The sequence below is a fragment of the Nocardia higoensis NBRC 100133 genome, from assembly GCF_000308595.1.
Classification (GTDB): Bacteria; Actinomycetota; Actinomycetes; order Mycobacteriales; family Mycobacteriaceae; genus Nocardia; species Nocardia higoensis.
In genome coordinates this window covers 1-17,841 of the sequence record NZ_BAGA01000139.1, presented here as the reverse complement: position 1 = coordinate 17,841, position 17,841 = coordinate 1, and the positions used below count along the sequence as shown (strand labels likewise).

Sequence of the window (17,841 nt, the reverse complement as noted above, 5' to 3'; positions counted from 1 at the left end):
CACGGACCCGATCGCACGGTCGCCGATAACGGATTCGGTGGCCATCCGGTAACAATTCAGCGGCAAGAATCGCCGCGAACCTGGCACCATTGAGCTATGACCACGCGGAGCCCGCTACCAGGGCCGGATACAGCACCGACCCCCGCCCTGTGGTCGGAACGGGCGGATATGGCCGAGTCCGCCATCATCTCCCGGCACCTGCGCGCGTTGTGGGCATGTCCGGGAACGGAATTGGCGGTCGTCGGCTGGCCGGCGACCCGGCGTGAGCGACTGTTCGCCTCCTGGCATTACTGGTGGCAGGCGCATCTGATCGACTGCGCCGTCGACGCGGTGAACCGGACGCCCACCCCGGCGCGGCGCACCAGGATCGCCGAACTGGTGCGCTCGCACCGGATGCGCAACATCACCGGCTGGACGAACAAGTACTACGACGACATGGCCTGGCTGGCGATCGCGCTGGAGCGCGCCGAACGCATCCAGGGCGTCACCGCCGCGCGCGGCGCGCTGACCGCGCTGGAGAAGAAGCTCTACAGCGCCTGGCGGCCCGAAGCCGGCGGCGGCATCCCGTGGCGCGTGCACTCGGACTACTACAACGCCCCCGCGAACGGTCCGGCCGCGATCGCGCTGTGCAGGCTCGGCAGGCACGCCCGTGCCCAGCAGATGGCGGACTGGATCGACACGACGCTCCGCGACGAGAACACCGGTCTGATCCTCGACGGCATCCACCTGCCCTCCGGCGAGATCGAGCGCCCGACCTTCACCTACTGCCAGGGCGTGGTGCTCGGCCTGGAAGCCGAGCTCGCCGTGCACACCGACGAGCCGCGGCACCTGGAGCGGGTGCACCGGTTGCTCGGCGCGGTCGAGGAGCACATGACCGCCGGGGGAGTGATCGCGGGCGGCGGCGGTGGCGACGGCGGCCTCTTCAACGGCATCCTGGCCCGCTACCTGGCGGTGGTCGCGCTGATGCTGCCCGGCGAGGGCCACGTCCAGGAGAACGACCGGCGCACCGCGGCCTCGCTGGTGCAGGCATCCGCCGTGGCGGCCTGGGCGAACCGGCTCGATATCGAGAGCGAGCCACTGTTCGGCGCCGACTGGACGAAACGGGCGGTGCTGCCCGGCGGCACGACGGGTGCGGGCCACTTCACCTCGGGTGGTTCGGTGACCGCCTCGGAAGTGCCCGAGCGTGATCTGTCGGTGCAGCTGGGCGGGTGGATGCTGATGGAGGCCGCGTACCAGGTGAGCGCGGCCGGGTTCTAGACGGCGGGCTCTCCCGGACACCGGGCTCAGCGGTAGGTGCCCGGCTCCCAGCGCGGCAGCACCACCGTCGGCGGATCGATCTCGCGGCGCACGTCCACCGCGTACTGCATGGGCTGGGTGTCGGTATCGGTGTCGATCTCGCCGGCCTCGCCGGCCTCGCCGGCCGCGCCGGTGCGGCGCATCTCCTGGCGGTAGCCCTTGATGCCGACGACCGTGCCGACCACCACCGCGATCACCAGCGCCGCGGTCACGCCGTGCATGAGCCACGGAATCCTGGCGAGGTGGCTACCGGCGTAGAAGCCGATCAGCAGCAGCACCGGCGCCCAGACGATCGCGCCGATCGTGCTGGCGATGGTGTAGCGGCGGTGATCCATCCGCGCCGCGCCCGCCACCAGCGGGCACAATGTGCGCACCCACGGGATCCAGCGGGCCACCAGCACCGCCCAGAAGCCGTGCCGCTGCAACATCGCCGAGACCCGTTCCAGGTTCTGGGCGTTGACGTATCGGCCGCTGCGCCGCGCGACGAATCCGGTTCCGGTGCGTTGCCCGATAACATAGCCGACCTGATTGCCCGCCACGGCCGCCACCATCGCCCCGACGGCCAGCGCCCAGATCTGCTTCTCGCCCATCTCGTGACCGGCCATCACCACGCCCGCGGTGAGCAGCATGGAATCGCCGGGCAGGAACAGGCCGATGATCACCGCGCATTCGAGGAAGACGAAGCTGAGGACAACGGTCCACACCAGGGTGGGACCAGCGGATTCGAGAAAACTCATCCCGCTCGACGCGGTGGTCATGGGGTCAGCTCTGACCGGGGGTGGTTTTCACCACCGCGATCTCATCGGTGTCGGCGTCGGCATCGTCGTCGGCGGAACCGCCCTTGCCCCGCCAGCGCTTGAAGATCTCCAGGAAGATCGGCACCACCGAGACGAACACGATGAGCAGGAAGATCAGATCGACATTGTCGCGGATGAACCCGATCTGGCCGAGCAGATAGCCGAGCATGGTGACGCCCGAGCCCCACAGGATCGCGCCGATCGCGTTGTAGACGACGAACACCTTGTAGCTCATCCCCGAGGCGCCCGCCACGACCGGTGCGAAGGTGCGCACGAACGGCACGAAGCGGGCCAGGATGATGGTGATCGGGCCGTGCTTGACGAAGAAGGCGTGCGACTCGTCGATGTACTTCTTCTTGAAGAAGCGCGACTCGTTGTCCTTGAACAACGCCGTGCCGCCGCCCTTGCCGATCATGTAGCCGACCTGGTCGCCCGCGAAGGCCGCGAGCGGGATCAGCACCAGCAGCACGCCGATCGGGGCGAAGGGTTCGATCTCCGCGGACTTGGCGGCCGCGATGAGACCGGCGGTGAACAGCAGCGAGTCACCCGGCAGCAACGGGAACAGCAGGCCCGACTCGATGAAGACCACCAGCAACAGCCCCGCCAGCACCCACGTGCCGAAAGAGTTGAGCAGATTCACCGGGTCGAGGAAGCCTGGCATCAACGCGAGATCGGTCGTCAAGGTCTCCGTGCCGGCCAGCGCTATCACGTGGCCAAGGGTACCGATGTTCCGGGACCGTGCCTAATTGTGGCGCGGGTCGCACGGCGGGTCCCGGGGTCCCTGTCGATCGGGCCGCCGCCTCGCCTAGGCTGATCAGCAGGATCAGCACCCGTCCCGCGCCGGCGGGCGGAGAGCGTCGTACATGGAGGTCTGTTCAGTGCCCATCGCAACCCCCGAGGTCTACGCCGAGATGCTGGCTCGCGCCAAGCAGAACTCCTTCGCCTTCCCGGCGATCAACTGCACCTCGTCGGAGACGGTCAACGCGGCCATCAAGGGCTTCGCCGACGCAGGCAGCGACGGCATCATCCAGTTCTCGACCGGTGGCGCCGAGTTCGGCTCCGGCCTGGGCGTGAAAGACATGGTGACCGGCGCGGTCGCGCTCGCCGAGTTCGCGCACGTGGTCGCGGCCAAGTACGACGTGACCATCGCTCTGCACACCGACCACTGCCCCAAGGACAAGCTGGACGGCTTCGTGCGCCCGCTGATCGCGATCTCCCAGGAGCGCGTCAACGCGGGCGGCAACCCGCTGTTCCAGTCGCACATGTGGGACGGCTCGGCCATCCCGATCGACGAGAACCTCGAGATCGCCAAGGAGCTGCTGAAGGCCACCGCGGCCGCTAACATCATCCTCGAGGTCGAGATCGGCGTCGTCGGCGGTGAAGAGGACGGCGTCGAGGCCGAGATCAACGACAAGCTCTACACCTCGCCCGAGGACTTCGAGAAGACCATCGACGCGCTCGGCGCGGGCGAGAACGGCAAGTACCTGCTCGCGGCCACCTTCGGCAATGTGCACGGCGTGTACAAGCCGGGCAATGTGGTGCTGCGTCCCGAGGTCCTGGCCGAGGGACAGCGCGTCGCGGCCGCCAAGCTGGGCCTGGGCGCCGACGCGCAGCCGTTCGACTTCGTCTTCCACGGCGGTTCGGGCTCGCTGAAGTCCGAGATCGACGACTCGCTGCGCTACGGCGTGGTGAAGATGAACGTCGACACCGACACCCAGTACGCCTTCACCCGTCCGGTCGCCGGCCACATGTTCACCAACTACGACGGCGTGCTCAAGATCGACGGCGAGGTCGGCAACAAGAAGACCTACGACCCGCGCAGCTACCTGAAGAAGGCCGAGGCCTCGATGGCCGAGCGCGTCGTCGAGGCGTGCAACGATCTCAGGTCGGCCGGACGGTCGATCAGCGCCTGATTCCAGCGTCTGATCGCATAGGCGAGGCCCGAGCTCATGAGTCTGGATGTACGTGTGCTCGGGCCCGTCCGGTTGTTCGTCGGCGGAGAGCCGGTGGCGGTCGGCGGGCCCAAGCCGCGCGCCCTGCTGGCCGCGCTCACCGTCAACCGGCGGCGCGCGGTGTCTTCGGCCGCCTTGGCGGACATGGTGTGGAACGAGGATCCGCCGGATTCCTACGCGGCCAGCCTGCAGGTCTTCGTCTCCAATATCCGTAAGGCGCTGCGCACCGCCGGGGTGGACCCGGCGACGGTGTTGCGCACGGAGTCCTCCGGCTACCGGCTGGAGATCTCCGAGGACAGCTGCGATATCGGCCGCTTCGAAGCGCTCTGCGACACCGGCGCCAAGGCCGCCGATATCGGTGACCACACCGGTGCCTCGCTGGCCTACGGTCGCGCGCTCGACGAGTGGAGCGGTCGCGCGCTGTCGGATCTGAGCGGCCTGCAGTTCGCCGAGAGCTTCGCCACCGCCATGGAGGAGGAGCGGCTGCTGGCCGCCTCGGCCCGCATCGATGCCGAAATCGCCTGCGGGCGAGCCTCGTCGGTGATCGGTGAACTGGTCACCATGACGACCGAGCATCCGCTGCGCGAGCCGCTGTGGGGCCAGCTGATCACCGCGCTGTATCTGTCCGGCCGTCAGGCCGACGCGCTGGACGCCTGCCGCCGGGTGCGCACCGTGCTCGCCGACGAACTCGGCATCGACCCCGGCCCCGCCCTGGTGGAGCTGGAACAGCGGGTGCTGCGCCAGGAGCCGTTGAGCACCAGGGAGTTCAAGCAGGTCGAGCGGATGGCGGCGGCGATGACCGAGACCGTCACCGAGGGCCCGCGCACCGTCCGCAGCGGTCTGCTGCGCCTGCCCGACGGCCGGGAACTGCCGATCCCGCACGCGGGCATGCGGATCGGCCGGATGACCGACAACGATCTGGTCGTCGACGATCCCAAGGCCAGCCGCTATCACGCGCACATCATGCCCAGCCGCGCCGGCCTGCTCATCAAGGATCTGCATTCGGCCAACGGCGTCTACATCAACGAGGAACCGATCGAGAGCGCGCTGCTCGCCGATCGCGACATGATCCGCATCGGCTCCACCGTGCTCACCTTCAAAGCCTCCGCGTAGCCCGGTCGCGAATCGCGGCGCCGCCGTCGCCGTTTCGATCACCGGAAACCGGCGCGCCCGGGTAGGGTCTGTCGCTGATCATCGGTGACCATCCGGCACACAAGGGGTTGGCATGTCCATGCGCGTGACGGCCGCGCTCGGCCTCGCGGGATTACTCGTTGCGCTGCACCACGGTTCGGCCTCGGCCGACCCGCGGGAGCGTGCGCCGATTCCGGGCGTCGGACCGTGCGTGACCGATCCGGTTCCGGTGCACGAGGACCTGATCCCCGAGACGGTCGAGGTGCCGATCCCGTATCCGGTCGTCACGGTGCTGCCGCCGGAAGCGCCCGAACCCGAGCCGGTGCGCGTCGAGATGTCGCTGCCCGCCGACCCGTGCGAGAACCCCTGCCCCGATCTCACCGACCTGCCCGAGCCACCGCCGAGTCTCGCCGCGCGCCTGGGCATCCCGGAACTCCTGCTCAATCCACAGCCGTTCCACTTCGCGATTCCCGGGCCGAGCCCCGATCCGGGTGAGGGCCCGCCGCCGCCCGCTCCGGTCACCCCGCCCGCCGAGGCCGCCGCGCGCGAGCCCGCCCCACCGGCGCCGCATGTGGTGCGGGTGACCGAGGTCGCCAAGCAGACCGGCGCGCATTCGGTGAACCGCACCGACAAACGCTGGCAGGTCGACGGTACCGACCTGGGCATCATGTGGGAGAGCGCGCCCGGCGAGGTCGCCGTGGCCTTCGGTGACACCGTGGGCCGCGGTTTCCATCCGCCCGGCGGCATGGGCGGGGACTGGCGCAGCAATGTGCTGGCGTTCAGCACCGACACCGACCTGTCCGACGGCATGACCTTCGACCGGATGGTCACCGACAGGCGCTGCCACGCCGCCGAGGTGCTCTCCAGCCGCAAGCTCGACAACGTCGAGATGACCACCATCCCGACCTCCGGCTTCGCCCTCGACGGCAGGCAGTACATGAGTTACATGTCGCTGCGCACCTGGAACAGCCTGCCCGGCACCTTCTACACCAACTACGGCGGCATCGCCTGGTCCGACGACGGCGGGCAGACCTGGACCAAGGATCGGTACGCCCGCTGGGACAACATCTTCGGCCTGTCGAGCTTCCAGGTCAGCGCGATGGTCCCGCACGACGGGTACGTCTACATGTTCGGCACACCGAGCACCCGGCTCGGCTCGGTCGGGCTGGCCAGGGTCGCCGCCGACCAGATCCTCAACACCACCGCCTACCAGTACTGGCGCGACGGGCAGTGGACGCCGGTCGGCGGTCCGGCGGGCGCCACGCCGATCGTGGACGCGCCGGTGGGCGAGTTGTCCGTGCGCTATGCCGCCGATCGCGGTGTGTGGCAGATGAGTTATCTCGATACCGCCCGCGCCGCCATCGTGGTACGCGAGTCGGCCACCCCGCAGGGCGCCTGGTCGGAACCCGCGCCGACGGTGACGGTGTTCGATCACGCCGAGCTGTACGGCGGTTTCATACATCCCTGGTCGCGCGGTGACGAGCTGTACTTCACCATCTCGACCTGGAGCGACTACAACGTCTACCTGATGCGTGCCGAACTGGGCTGAGCGCGCGGCGATCGGGCCCGCGGTGGTGTCCGCGAGGCGGTCTCGTCAGGAGAGCCGGACGTCGGCGACGGCGCGGCCGAAGAGCTTGCGGCCCTGCGATGTCGCGCCGAGCATCACGGTGGCTGCCCGGCGGTCCTCGTGCAGCGCCTTGATCTTGCCGGAGAAATCGATGACGCTCGGCGCATCGATGCCCACCGGCACGAAACCGGAGAAGCGCACGCTGAACGTCTCGATCGCGGTCGGATCGCCGAGCCAGGAGGTCAGGTAGTCGGCGGCCAGGCCCATGGTGAGCATGCCGTGCGCGACCACCGTCGGCAGGCCGACCAGCCGGGCCGCCTCCTCGCTGAAGTGGATCGGGTTGGGATCGCCCGCGACGCCCGCGTAGTTGACCAGGTCGCCGCGGGTCAGCCGGGCGCTGCTCGCGGGCAGCTCATCGCCCTTGGCGAGATCGGCGAAGACCGGGATGGTGTGGACCGGCGGCAGGGCGGCCTTGCGGCCCGCCGGGGTCCGGTCGTCGAGCTCGATCAGCACGCCGGACTCGGTGATGCCCGCGGCCGGGGTGACCGGGCGGGAGTGCATGAAGATGTTCTGCACCATCTTGGCCAGGTCCGGGTCGATCTCCGCGCCGCGCCGGGCCACGATCGTCGTGGAGGCGATCTGCACGATCTCGTCGTGCTGATCGGTCATCTCGGCGCGCACGCTGATGAAGTCGTTGTCGCCGAAGGTGCGGATCGATTCGATGATCACCTGGGTGCGGATGGCGTCGCCGGGCAGGAACGGGCGGCGCAGTTCGAAGGTCTGATCCGTCTGCAGTACCTGGGCCAGGTCGTATTCGAGCAGCACCGAATCGAGCAGGGCGTTGGTGGCGGCCATCCCGATCACCGAGGAGAAGGTCGGCGGGGCGAGCAGGCGCTCGAAGCCGAGCCGGTTCGCGTGCTCGTCGGATCGATGGGCGCCGTGGCGGTTCCGCACCGCGCGCGCGAACTCGCGGACCTTCTCCCGGCCGACGTGATACGGGTCGCGTACCAGGAAACGGCGTCCCGCCAGCTCCCGCGTCGAAGTGATCTCCGGCGACGCCATCGCCGCAGCCTCGGTTTCCGGTGCCGTCATCGTCTGTTCACTGCCCATGATCCCGGCCATGTTAGTGGCCGGGATGGTCGATTGACCAGGTAAGTGTGACGACCGCGACCGGATACCGCGGCGTGATCACGGTGACTCCGCGGGCCGATCGCAGACCTTCCAGCCCTCCCCGGTTTCCTCGAGATCGAAGGTTCGCTCCGAACGGTTCCCCGGGTCGGCCTCGGTGTACACCGTCGCCAGCGCCAGCGCGGTGCCGTCGGTGATCTTGATGGCATCCACGCTCGCCACCACCGGAATGCTGCGCTGCTCCACCGACTGTTGATGCACACCGGCGAACTGGTCCGCGGGCAGATCCCGGTAGAAATCGTGCAGCGTCCCACAGGTGCTGTTCCGCAGTCCCTCCAGGTCACCGTCGTGCAGCGCGGAGGTGTACGCGCCGATGGCGGCCCGCACCTTGTCCTCCGCCGAATCGCCACCACCGATCAGCGCCGCCGCCACACCGATCAACGCCAGCACGAGCACCACCGCGGCCGCGCCGACCGCGAGCAGCCAGCGCCGCGAGTGCCCGGATTCGGAATCGTTCTTCGGCTGCCCGGGCTGCTGCGCGGCAGCCGGCGGCACCCGCTGCGGTTGCGCGAGCTGCCGCGGCCGCTCGTCCACCGGTTGCGCCGGACGGGTCGCGTTCTGATCGGCCGGGAGGGGGCGCTGCCCGCCTTCCCCGGCACGGGGCCGCCCGGTCCGACCCGGACCGGTCCCTGTGGTCCGGGCTGCGCCGGTCCCTGGGGTCCGCCTTGCGCAGGGGCGTGTGGTCCGCCTTGCCGGGCGCCCGTCGGAGCCGCCTGTGCGGGACCGTGAGGTCCGCCTTGGCCGGGGCCGTGTGGTCCGTTCTGGCCGGAGCCTTGCGGTCCGCCTTGGCCGGGGCCGTGCGGCCCGTTCTGGCCGGAGCTTTGCGGCCGACCCTGACCGGGTCCCTGCGGTGGACCGGAACGCGGTGCACCCTGCGCGGGGCCTTGCGGCGGGGTGTGTCCCGGCCCGGAGCCCTGTGGTCCACCCTGACCGGGTGCGGGCGGCCTGCCGGGAGCTTGCCCCTGCGGCCGGCCCTGCGCGGGACCTTGCGGCTGGCCCTGACCGGGGCCAGGCAGCTGGTTCTGGCCATGGCCTGTGGGTTTTCCCTGTTCGGGGCCGTGTGGCCCGGCAGGCGGGGGACCGGACGGTCCGGCCTGCTTCGACCCGGCCTGCCGCGGTCCGGAAGCGGGGCGCGGCGTGCTCGGCGGCTTGCTCAACGGCGGCCGCCCGGTTACCCGATCGGTCTGGTCCGGTCGCTGGACCGGGAGCGCGGTCGTCTTCTGATCGTCTATCGGAACCATCGGCATGGCGATCGTCGCCGCATCGGCCTCGCCGACGTCACCGGGCACGTCGGCACCACCGGCGGGGCCTGGCGACCCGCCATGCGGCCCGGCCTTCCGCTCGCCCGCGATGGTTCCGTCCTGCGGGCCCTTGTCTGCCTGCCCCGCTGTGCCGGGCAGATCCGACCGCGAGATCACCACCGTCCGGCTCGTATCAGCCGGTTGTGGATCCGGCTCGGCCGGGGCGGCCGCACCCGCGGCACCCGCGGCCGCCGCGATGTCTTCCCGGCGGATCACCGCGGTGGGCGCATCCGCACCCGTATCGCCCGTGTTCGACTGCTCGCGACCCGCCTCGCCGGCCGCGGTGTCCGCGCCATCGACCGCCGCTTCCGAGCCCCGTTCCGCCGCAGTGATATCCCCGGACGACTGGTCGGGGACGCCATTCGAAGCCGACTTCGAGCCGGACGGCACTTCGGCCGCCGCCGTGGGGGTTTCGTCCGCGGATTCGTTGTCCGCGGACTTCGGCTCGGCGGCGGCTTTCGTCGAGGGCTGTTGCCCGGAACCGGACGCCGAGCCCCCCGCATCGGCCGCCCCGTCCGGCACTGCCTTCTCGGCCTGCCCGGTTCCGCCGGTCTGCGCGGCGCCCTCGGCCTTCGCGGCGCCCCCGGTGTTCGGTGTCACCGTGACCCCCGGGGTCCTGCCCTCGGAGCCCCTGTCTGCCTCGGCGGCAGCATCTTTCGCGACCTCGGAGGTATCGGCAGGCCCCGTCTCGGTGATCGGCTCCACCGCGTCGGAGCTTCCGGCCGTCACCGTGTCGTCGGCCTTCGCCGATTCGGGCGTCGCGGCTGTCGAGCCCGCGGCCGGACCGGCGCCCGGCGCCCCGGCACCCACCTGTGTCGTGGGGATCCGTTGGGTGACAGCGTCGGCCGGACGCCGCGCGTCCCCGGCAGGCTTGGCCGAATCGCCGGGCGATCCCGCCCCCGGCCGGGTGATCTTCTGCGTCGGCGCCGCCCCGCCCGCATCACCGCCCGGCGTCGAGGTGCCGGAGCCCGACGGCGGGGTCGTGGCCGCGCCGGGAAGCGTGATCCGCTGAGTGGGCGCGTTCCCACCGGGATCGTCGGCGTTCGAAGGATTGCCCGGCGTAGGCGCGCCAGATGCGGCGGGGTTGCCGGAGCCGCCGGCCGGACCGGGGCGATCACCCGCGCCGGTCACCTCGGAATTATCGGTCGTTGCGGCGGCCGGTTTCTGCGTACCGGCCGAAGGCGCGCTGGGCCGGTCACCGCCGACGACGGTCGTGCGGGTGAACGGAACGCCCTTCGGCCGCGCGGATCCGTCGGCGGTGGGGGAGACCGGACGTTCCCACCCGTCCTGCCCGCCCTTCGCCGGATCACCGGCCGCCGTACCGGAGGCGAAGCCGGGGGTAGCCGTCGATGCGGCGGAGCTGCTGCTCGAACCCGGTTGTCCACCAGCGGTTTCGGCGTTCACGGGGGTCGAACCGGACGAGTCGGCGGACGCGGGAACGGTGGGTGCGGCATCCGATTCGGGGGCCGATTCCGGCCGCTCACCGGAACCGGCGGCGTCACGCGCCGGGTTTTTCTCGTCGTTCGGGTCGGACACCACTACCCCTTGCTCGCGCCGATCTGAAGTGAACTCGACGGCCAGCCTATCGACCGCGCGGGGCGGCAGCACTGATTCCCCCGTCGCCACGGCCTGGGCGAACCGGTGCACAATGAACCGCATGACCTCGTTCGGAGACCTGCTCGGACCCCAGCCGGTGTTGCTACCCGAAAACTCCGAGGCGGAGGAGGCCTTGCTGAACAAGGCCGACCCCGTTCAGGTGGTGGCCGAGCACCCGGCCGCCTCGATCGCGTGGGCCTATCTGGCCGAAGCCGCGCTCGAGCGTGGTGAGGCCGCCGACGACGCGGTCAACCACGACATCGTCTCGGCCTACGCCTTCGCCCGCACCGGCTACCACCGCGGCCTCGATCTGCTGCGCCGCAACGGCTGGAAGGGCTTCGGCCCGGTGCCGTGGAGCCATGAGCCGAATCAGGGTTTCCTGCGCAGCGTCGGCGCGCTGGCGCGGGCGGCCAAAGCCATCGGCGAGAACGACGAGTACGCCCGCTGCCTGGATCTGCTCGAAGACTGCGATCCGCGCGCCGCGGCCGAGCTGGGCCTCGACTGAGCCGGGAGTGACCCGCGCGGACTCCCGTTTCGAAGCGGCAAGGGCCGACAGCGCGCGGCGTCTGCGCGCCTCTTGGGCGCGACTGCGGTTGTCCGCGCTCCCGATCGTGCAGTGCGCGCTCGGCGCCGGCCTGGCCTGGTTCATCGCGCACGACCTGATCGGGCACGTGACGCCGTTCTTCGCGCCGACCGCCGCCGTCATCTCGATCGGCGTGTCGTTCGGGGCGAAGATCCGCCGCTCGGCGGAACTGGTGGTCGGGGTGGCGGTCGGCATCGGCATCGGCGACCTGTTCATCTCGGTGGTCGGCAGCGGGGTCTGGCAGATCACGCTGGTGGTGGTCGTGGCGATGGCCCTGGCCGTCTTCGTCGACGGCGGTTCGATCATCAGCATCCAGGCGGCCGGCTCGGCGGTCCTGGTCGCCACGCTCATGACGCCCGACTCGAACGCCAGTTTCGACCGCATGATCGACGCGCTCGTCGGCGGCCTGGTGGGAGTGGTCGTGGTGGCCGCCATCCCGGTGCATCCGGTGCGCCGGGCGCGCGACCACGCCGGAAATGTGTTGCAGGTGGTGCGGGACGCGCTGGCGGCGGGCGCGGACGGGCTGCTGGAGCAGGACGCGCGCAAGGTCGCCGACGCGCTGCAGACGGTCCGCGGAACCCAGTCGACCATCGAGTCGCTGCGCTCGAGTCTGGAGGGCGGCAAGGAGATCAGCCGGATCTCCCCGCTCTACTGGAACTCCCGGCCGCGCCTCGACCGTCTGCGTGAGGCCGCCGATCCGGTGGACAACGCCGTACGCAACACCAGGGTGCTGCTACGGCGATCGCTGACCCTCGTCCGCGACGACGAAATCCTCGACCCGCGCCTGATCGAGGTGGTCGCCGCGCTGTCCGGGGCGGTCGACGTGGTGCGCCGCTCGATCCTGGCCGACCCGGGCGAACAACCGGATCGAGCCGAGGCGGCCCGGGTGCTGCGTTCGGTGGCCAAGCAGGCGCGGCCGGAACTCGTCGAGGGTGCGGGGCTGTCCGCGCACGTGGTGTTCGCGCAGGTCCGCTCGATACTGGTGGATCTGTTGCAGGCTTGCGGACTGCGGCGGGTGTCGGCGATCGCGCTGCTGCCGCCGACCGTCGCCAATCCTTATGTCACGCCGAGGGACTCGATCGACTAGCCCGCTACTCGCGTCATGCCGTGGGCCCGCCCCTGGCGTCGGGAACGGCTGCGGCGAGGAGGGGTGCCGCGGCCACGGATCGGAATCAGAGCCAGAACCGCACGAGACCCGCGCCGCGCCCCACCCACACGTCCGGCACGCCGAACAGCTCGCAGATCGCGTAGATCGCGTCGAAGAACGGGCCGTTGACCGCCGGGGTGAGGATGAGCGCGAACAGCAGCAGCATCCCCAGCGGCTTGATCTGGTCGAGCGAACGCCGGGTCTGGTAGCTCAGCGAGGGCTCGAGCACGCCGTAGCCGTCGAGCCCGGGAATGGGCAGCAGGTTCAGCACGGTCGCGGTGACCTGCAGGAAGCCGAGAAATGCCAGGCCGTACCAGAACGCGGAATGGCTTGTCGCGCTACCGAACAGCGCCACTGCCAGCAGGATCAGTACACCGCAGACGGCGTTGACCGCGGGCCCCGCGCCGCTGATCATCCGCTGCTCCCGCGGGCTCACATTGTGCGAGTGCACGTAGACCGCGCCGCCGGGCAGGCCGAAGCCGCCGAGGGCGATGAACACCACCGGCAGCACGATCGACAGCAGCGGATGCGCGTATTTCAGTGGGTTGAGCGTGAGATAGCCGCGCAATTCCACTTCGCGGTCGCCGGCCCGCCAGGCCAGATAGGCGTGGGCGAACTCGTGCAGGCACAGCGTGACGATCCAGCCCGCCACCACCAGTACGAACACCCCGATGCCCGCGGTCGTGCTGCCGGTCTCGGAGAACCAGGCCAGTGCGCCGCCGCCGATGGTGACCGCGACGACCAGCAGAAAAATGGGGCTCGGTCGCACAGCGCTGCGACCGAGGGGAGAGGACAGGCTCATCGGACCAGCAGCCAGGGTTCGTGATGGCGGTAGAACGTGGAGCGCGGCACGGTGCGCGGGCTGCGGATGCCGTCGCGGGTGACGACCGCGCCGGGCGAGCCGAGTTGTGCGGCCCTGCCCTCGATCCAGCGGCGCTTGCGCAGTCCCCTCGCCACCGCGGCTCGCACGCCGGGCATGTGCAGGGTGGGGGAGATGTGCATGGCATTGACCCGGCCGCTGAACAACAGCGTGTCGTCGACGTAGGCCTCGCCCTCGAGCTTGCCGCCGTCGGGACCGCTGATGCTGGCCCGGCCGACGAGCACCGTGCCGGTGTCGTCGCGGATCAACGGTGTCTCGGTGGCCTTGCCGCCGATGGCGCGCTTGGCCGCCGAATTGCCGGTGCCGACCTCGTAGGCGCGCGCGCCGTAGGTGCGGTCGATGGGGACGTAGCCGATCTCGACGTGCAGACGTTCGGTGCGCATCAGATGGGTGAGGACCGCCGCCAGCGCGGCGTCCTCACCGAGCACGATCAGGCGAGGCAGGCTGTCCGCGGCGAGGACCGGCAGCAGCTCGTCGATCACCGCGGTATCCGGGATGGCCGCTGTCTGAGTGGTCGCCAGTGCCGCTAGCGCGATCGGGACCGGCGCCCGGTCGCAGCGGAGAACGTGGGTACTCAAACCGCCGTACACCCTCCTGGTTCCCGGCCGACCGGGGTCGACCCTCACGCATGAGCGGGCCGACCATCCGGCTCGCCCGCAGCAACCATAGTCGCGTTCGGCCGCTCGTGCCCGGGCCGAGTCGGCATTGTGATCGCAGGCTCGCGCGGCCCGACCCGGACAGAGCACGGGTGCCTGGTTACCGGCCCCCGGAGAGCACTTGGGTAAACTGTGCTTCCGGCCACCGCCTCAGTACGGCAGGTAGCCGCAGCACAGGCGTGCTGCGCGTCGACCCGTAGGAGACCCACAATGCCGGCAATCGTCCTCATCGGCGCCCAATGGGGCGACGAGGGTAAGGGCAAAGCGACCGACCTGCTCGGTGGCCGGTTGCAATGGGTGGTTCGGTATCAAGGTGGCAACAACGCAGGTCACACCGTTGTTCTGCCCAACGGTGACAAGTTCGCGCTGCATCTGATCCCCTCCGGCATCCTGACCCCCGGAGTGCGCAATGTCATCGGCAACGGCGTCGTGGTCGACCCCGGCGTGCTGCTCGAGGAGCTCGAGGGGCTGGAGAAGCGCGACGTCGACACCTCGGGTCTGCTGCTGTCGGCCGACGCGCACCTGATCATGCCGTACCACGTGGCCATCGATAAGGTCACCGAGCGATTCCTCGGCAACAAGAAGATCGGCACCACCGGCCGCGGCATCGGCCCCTGCTATCAGGACAAGGTCGCCCGGGTGGGCGTGCGGGTCGCCGACGTGCTCGACGAGAAGATCCTCACCCAGAAGGTCGAAGCCGCCCTGGAATTCAAGAACCAGGTGCTGGTGAAGATCTACAACCGCCGCGCGCTGGACCCGCAGCAGGTCGTCGACGAGGTGCTCGGCCAGGCCGAGAAGTTCAAGCACCGCATCGCCGACACCCGCCTGCAGCTCAACGAGGCGCTCGAGCGCGGCGAGACCGTGCTGCTGGAAGGCTCGCAGGGCACCCTGCTCGACGTCGACCACGGCACCTATCCCTATGTGACCTCGTCGAACCCGACGGCGGGCGGCGCGGCCGTCGGCTCGGGCATCGGGCCGAACAAGATCAGCACCGTGCTCGGCATCCTCAAGTGCTACACCACCCGCGTCGGCTCGGGCCCGTTCCCGACCGAACTGTTCGACGAGCACGGCGAATTCCTCGCCAAGCAGGGCGGCGAGGTGGGCGTCACCACCGGACGCGCCCGCCGCTGCGGCTGGTTCGACGCGGTCATCGCCCGATACGCGACCCGCGTCAACGGCATCACCGACTACTTCCTGACGAAGCTGGACGTGCTGTCGAGCCTGGAGCGGGTGCCGATCTGCGTGGCCTACGAGGTCGACGGGCAGCGTGTGGAGCAGATGCCGACCACCCAGACCGACTTCCATCACGCCAAGCCGATCTACGAGGAGATGCCGGGCTGGTGGGAGGACATCTCCGAAGCCCGCACCTTCGAGGAGCTGCCCGCCAACGCGCAGGCCTATGTGTTGCGGCTGGAGGAGCTGTCCGGCGCCAGGATCTCCTGCATCGGCGTCGGTCCCGGCCGCGATCAGACGATCGTGCGCCACGACGTGCTCGGCTGAGCGGTAACGGTCTTTCGGTATCGAATTACCGCGCGGGCCAGCGGAGTTTCCGCGCGGGACAGGGCCGACGCTCTACAGTTGGGCCATGGCTCGGAACTGGCCGATGGTCGAGCGCGAAACCGAGTTCGAAGCAATCCGCGCGGCGATCACCGGCCCCCAATACGTGGGGGCCGTTCTCACCGGTGATGCCGGTGTAGGCAAGACGACGCTCGCCCGTCAGGTCGGCGCCGCGATAGGCGGCCGGATCCGCTGGGTGGCGGGTACCGAATCCGCCCGCGGCATACCGCTGGGCGTGTTCGCGCACATGGTCGGCGCCTACACCGCCCACGACCCGGTCACTTTCCTGTCGGCCGCGCGCGAGGCGCTGCTGGCCGACGGCGCCGCCATCATCGGCGTCGACGATGCCCATCTGCTGGACCAGCTGTCGGCGACCCTGCTGCTGCAACTGGCCATCGACAAGGCGGTGCGCGTGGTGGCGACCGTGCGCGGCGGCGTGCCGGTTCCCGACGCGATCACCTCGCTGTGGAAGGACGGGCACCTGCTGCGCGTCGACCTGCGGCCGTTCACCGAGCAGCAGAGCGTGCGACTGGTGGAATCCATGCTGGGCGGCCAGCTCGAGGGTTTCACCGCGAATCTGATGTGGGAGTCCTCCGGCGGAAACGCGCTGTTCCTCAAGCATTTGGTGGAGGGCGCGCTGGAGGCGGGCACGCTGCGGCAGGTCAACGGGGTGTGGCAGTTGCGCGGGCGCGCGGCGGTCACCTCGGAACTGGCCGCTCTGCTCGAGGACCGGGTGGAGCAGTTGCCCGAGCCGGTGTTGCGGGTGCTGGAACTGCTGACCTTCTGCGAGCCCATCGATCTCGATGTGCTGGCCGAACTGGCGGGCGAGGACGCCGTCGAGGCGGCCGAAACACGCGGCGTCGTCAAGGTTGCCGAGCACGGCCGTCAGCTCACCGTCCGCTACAACCACCCGCTCTTCGGCGAGGTGATCCGCCGCAGGCTCGGCATCGCCTCGGCCCGCAGGTTGCGCGGCCGGTTGTTCTCGGCTCTGCAGCAACGCCCGGTCCACTCCGCCTCCGAACGTATCCGGCTGGCCGAATTGGCTTTGGACAGTGACAAATCCGCCGATCTCGCGCTGTTCGAAGCCGCGGCCACCGACGCCATCGCCGTCGCCGACCTGCCGCTGGCGGAGCGTTTCGCCCGCGCCGCGGTGGAGCGGCAGGGCGGGGTGGAGGCCGCCGACCTGCTGGCGCGCGCCCTGCTGTGGCAGGGCCATCGCATCGAGGCCGAACGCACCCTCGCGGCCTTCGACCCCGCCGAACTCACCGAGCCGCAACTGGCTCGGTGGGGCGGCACGCGAGTGTCGAATCTGTTGTGGTCCATGGGCGATGCCGATCGCGCCGACGAAGTGCTCGCCGACGTACGCGCGCGGGTGCGCCATCCGAAGATCACGGCGATGATGGCCGGGCTCGCCTCGGCCTGCGCGGTGAACGAGAACCGGATCGACGACGCGCTCGCCGAGGCCGCACCGGTGATGGCCGATCCGGGAGCCCCGCCCTGGGCGGTGTGGTGGGCCGCGTTCGGCGGCGGGCTCGCCCTCGCCCTCACCGGCCGTGGCGCCGATGCCCGTCGGTACACCGCGCGCAGTCACGAAGTCGACCGCCACATCGACGGGCTCAACCGCTTCATGTCCACCCACGCCGAGGTGCTCGCCCTGCTCTACTCCGGCGACTACGACGCCGCCCACCGCTGCGCCACACCGCGATTCGGCTACTCCGCGCCCGGTCAGTACCGGGCCTGGGGCCTGTCGAAGATCCTGCAGGGCACGGTCGATGTGGCCCGGGGCCGCTTCCCCGACGGCATCGAGCACCTCGAACAGGCTTTGGCCGCCTTGACCACCGAAGGCGCTGCCGCCTGGACCTTCCCGGCCCGCATCCGCCTGGCCGAGGCCTATGCCGCGCTCGGCCGCACCGCCGAGTGCGCCGAGTCGATCGCGGAGGCGCACCGGCGCGGCGGCAGGCACAGCGCCGTCTACGAACCGCAGCTCGCGATCGCCGAAGCCTGCCTCGCCGCCGCCGAAGGCACCGTCAGCACCGCCGTGCGTCTGGCCCTCGACGCCGCCGAGGCCGCGGCCGGGGCGCATCAGTACGCCATCGAGGCCACCGCGCTGCACGTCGCCGCGCGCTTCGGCGAGCAGTCGGTCGCCGACCGGCTGACCGACCTGGCCACGAGGGTGGAAGGCAGGCTGGT

At 70.2% G+C, this 17,841-nt stretch carries 15 protein-coding genes; 9 read left to right on the top strand and 6 right to left on the bottom strand.

What is annotated here, in order from left to right; all coding sequences use genetic code 11:
* The first annotated feature begins 168 nt into the window (after positions 1-168).
* Complete coding sequence (locus ON26_RS25440) at positions 169-1,257, top strand: glycoside hydrolase family 76 protein (protein ID WP_040799416.1); 1,089 nt, start codon at positions 169-171, stop codon at positions 1,255-1,257.
* Between the two features lie 26 nt (positions 1,258-1,283).
* Here ON26_RS25440 and ON26_RS25435 read toward each other — a convergent pair whose 3' ends face one another.
* A complete protein-coding gene (locus ON26_RS25435; RefSeq protein WP_083884347.1) occupies positions 1,284-2,054 on the bottom strand; it encodes a DedA family protein in 771 nt (256 codons plus the stop codon).
* A gap of 4 nt (positions 2,055-2,058) precedes the next feature.
* Positions 2,059-2,802, bottom strand: a complete 744-nt coding sequence (locus tag ON26_RS25430) for a VTT domain-containing protein (protein ID WP_040799413.1) — start codon at positions 2,800-2,802, stop codon at positions 2,059-2,061.
* A 154-nt stretch (positions 2,803-2,956) separates the two neighbouring features.
* Between ON26_RS25430 and fbaA the strand changes: the two genes are divergently transcribed.
* The 3 genes from fbaA (at position 2,957) to ON26_RS25415 (ending at position 6,725) form a co-directional block, all read left to right on the top strand.
* Positions 2,957-4,006: a class II fructose-bisphosphate aldolase gene (gene fbaA, locus ON26_RS25425; RefSeq protein WP_281032414.1), complete on the top strand. Its 1,050-nt coding sequence runs from the start codon at positions 2,957-2,959 to the stop codon at positions 4,004-4,006.
* Between the two features lie 36 nt (positions 4,007-4,042).
* Positions 4,043-5,158 (top strand): BTAD domain-containing putative transcriptional regulator, encoded by a 1,116-nt coding sequence (locus ON26_RS25420; protein ID WP_040799408.1) that lies wholly within the window; start codon positions 4,043-4,045, stop codon positions 5,156-5,158.
* Between the two features lie 112 nt (positions 5,159-5,270).
* Complete coding sequence (locus ON26_RS25415) at positions 5,271-6,725, top strand: glycoside hydrolase family 183 protein (protein ID WP_040799405.1); 1,455 nt, start codon at positions 5,271-5,273, stop codon at positions 6,723-6,725.
* 45 nt (positions 6,726-6,770) lie between these two features.
* Here the strand turns inward: ON26_RS25415 and ON26_RS25410 are convergent, their stop codons facing one another.
* Together ON26_RS25410 and ON26_RS25405 are read right to left on the bottom strand one after the other, a co-directional pair.
* Positions 6,771-7,835 (bottom strand): fused (3R)-hydroxyacyl-ACP dehydratase subunits HadA/HadB, encoded by a 1,065-nt coding sequence (locus ON26_RS25410; RefSeq protein ID WP_245546047.1) that lies wholly within the window; start codon positions 7,833-7,835, stop codon positions 6,771-6,773.
* Positions 7,836-7,931: 96 nt separating this feature from the next.
* A complete protein-coding gene (locus tag ON26_RS25405) occupies positions 7,932-8,465 on the bottom strand; it encodes an Rv0361 family membrane protein (RefSeq protein WP_051027559.1) in 534 nt (177 codons plus the stop codon).
* Positions 8,466-9,635: 1,170 nt separating this feature from the next.
* On the opposite strand from ON26_RS25405, the gene ON26_RS33960 reads away from it, so the two are divergent.
* The 3 genes from ON26_RS33960 to ON26_RS25390 all read left to right on the top strand — a co-directional run bounded on the left by ON26_RS33960 (position 9,636) and on the right by ON26_RS25390 (position 12,498).
* The gene (locus ON26_RS33960; RefSeq protein ID WP_169333768.1) at positions 9,636-10,244 is read left to right on the top strand and encodes a hypothetical protein; all 609 of its coding nucleotides are present in this window, start codon (positions 9,636-9,638) and stop codon (positions 10,242-10,244) included.
* A gap of 636 nt (positions 10,245-10,880) precedes the next feature.
* Positions 10,881-11,333 carry a DUF3151 domain-containing protein gene (locus tag ON26_RS25395; protein ID WP_040799401.1) on the top strand — a complete coding sequence of 151 codons (453 nt, stop codon included), beginning with the start codon at positions 10,881-10,883 and terminating at the stop codon, positions 11,331-11,333.
* Between the two features lie 7 nt (positions 11,334-11,340).
* On the top strand, positions 11,341-12,498 hold the full coding sequence (locus ON26_RS25390) for an FUSC family protein (protein ID WP_174375445.1): 1,158 nt from the start codon (positions 11,341-11,343) through the stop codon (positions 12,496-12,498).
* Positions 12,499-12,583: 85 nt separating this feature from the next.
* Here ON26_RS25390 and ON26_RS25385 read toward each other — a convergent pair whose 3' ends face one another.
* Both ON26_RS25385 and ON26_RS25380 read right to left on the bottom strand, forming a co-directional pair.
* Positions 12,584-13,360, bottom strand: a complete 777-nt coding sequence (locus ON26_RS25385) for a site-2 protease family protein (RefSeq protein WP_083884346.1) — start codon at positions 13,358-13,360, stop codon at positions 12,584-12,586.
* Positions 13,357-14,016, bottom strand: coding sequence for a hypothetical protein (locus tag ON26_RS25380; protein ID WP_040799527.1), 660 nt, complete (start codon positions 14,014-14,016; stop codon positions 13,357-13,359). Before ON26_RS25380 ends, ON26_RS25385 begins: the two co-directional genes overlap by 4 nt.
* Before the next feature lie 288 nt (positions 14,017-14,304).
* On the opposite strand from ON26_RS25380, the gene ON26_RS25375 reads away from it, so the two are divergent.
* Entirely contained in the window at positions 14,305-15,594 is a 1,290-nt protein-coding gene (locus ON26_RS25375) for an adenylosuccinate synthase (RefSeq protein WP_040799399.1), read from the top strand.
* A gap of 85 nt (positions 15,595-15,679) precedes the next feature.
* The coding region (locus tag ON26_RS25370; protein ID WP_040799525.1) for an ATP-binding protein at positions 15,680-17,841 on the top strand (2,162 nt) is incomplete at its 3' end.

Bases quoted from the DNA above. Each gene is read 5' to 3' on its own strand.
- ON26_RS25440 (WP_040799416.1), top strand. From the start codon at position 169: ATGGCCGAGTCCGCCATCATCTCCCGGCACCTGCGCGCGTTGTGGGCA.
- ON26_RS25435 (WP_083884347.1), bottom strand. From the start codon at position 2,054: ATGACCACCGCGTCGAGCGGGATGAGTTTTCTCGAATCCGCTGGTCCC.
- fbaA (WP_281032414.1), top strand. From the start codon at position 2,957: ATGGAGGTCTGTTCAGTGCCCATCGCAACCCCCGAGGTCTACGCCGAG.
- ON26_RS25420 (WP_040799408.1), top strand. From the start codon at position 4,043: ATGAGTCTGGATGTACGTGTGCTCGGGCCCGTCCGGTTGTTCGTCGGC.
- ON26_RS25415 (WP_040799405.1), top strand. From the start codon at position 5,271: ATGTCCATGCGCGTGACGGCCGCGCTCGGCCTCGCGGGATTACTCGTT.
- ON26_RS25410 (WP_245546047.1), bottom strand. From the start codon at position 7,835: ATGACGGCACCGGAAACCGAGGCTGCGGCGATGGCGTCGCCGGAGATC.
- ON26_RS25395 (WP_040799401.1), top strand. From the start codon at position 10,881: ATGAACCGCATGACCTCGTTCGGAGACCTGCTCGGACCCCAGCCGGTG.
- ON26_RS25385 (WP_083884346.1), bottom strand. From the start codon at position 13,360: ATGAGCCTGTCCTCTCCCCTCGGTCGCAGCGCTGTGCGACCGAGCCCC.
- ON26_RS25375 (WP_040799399.1), top strand. From the start codon at position 14,305: ATGCCGGCAATCGTCCTCATCGGCGCCCAATGGGGCGACGAGGGTAAG.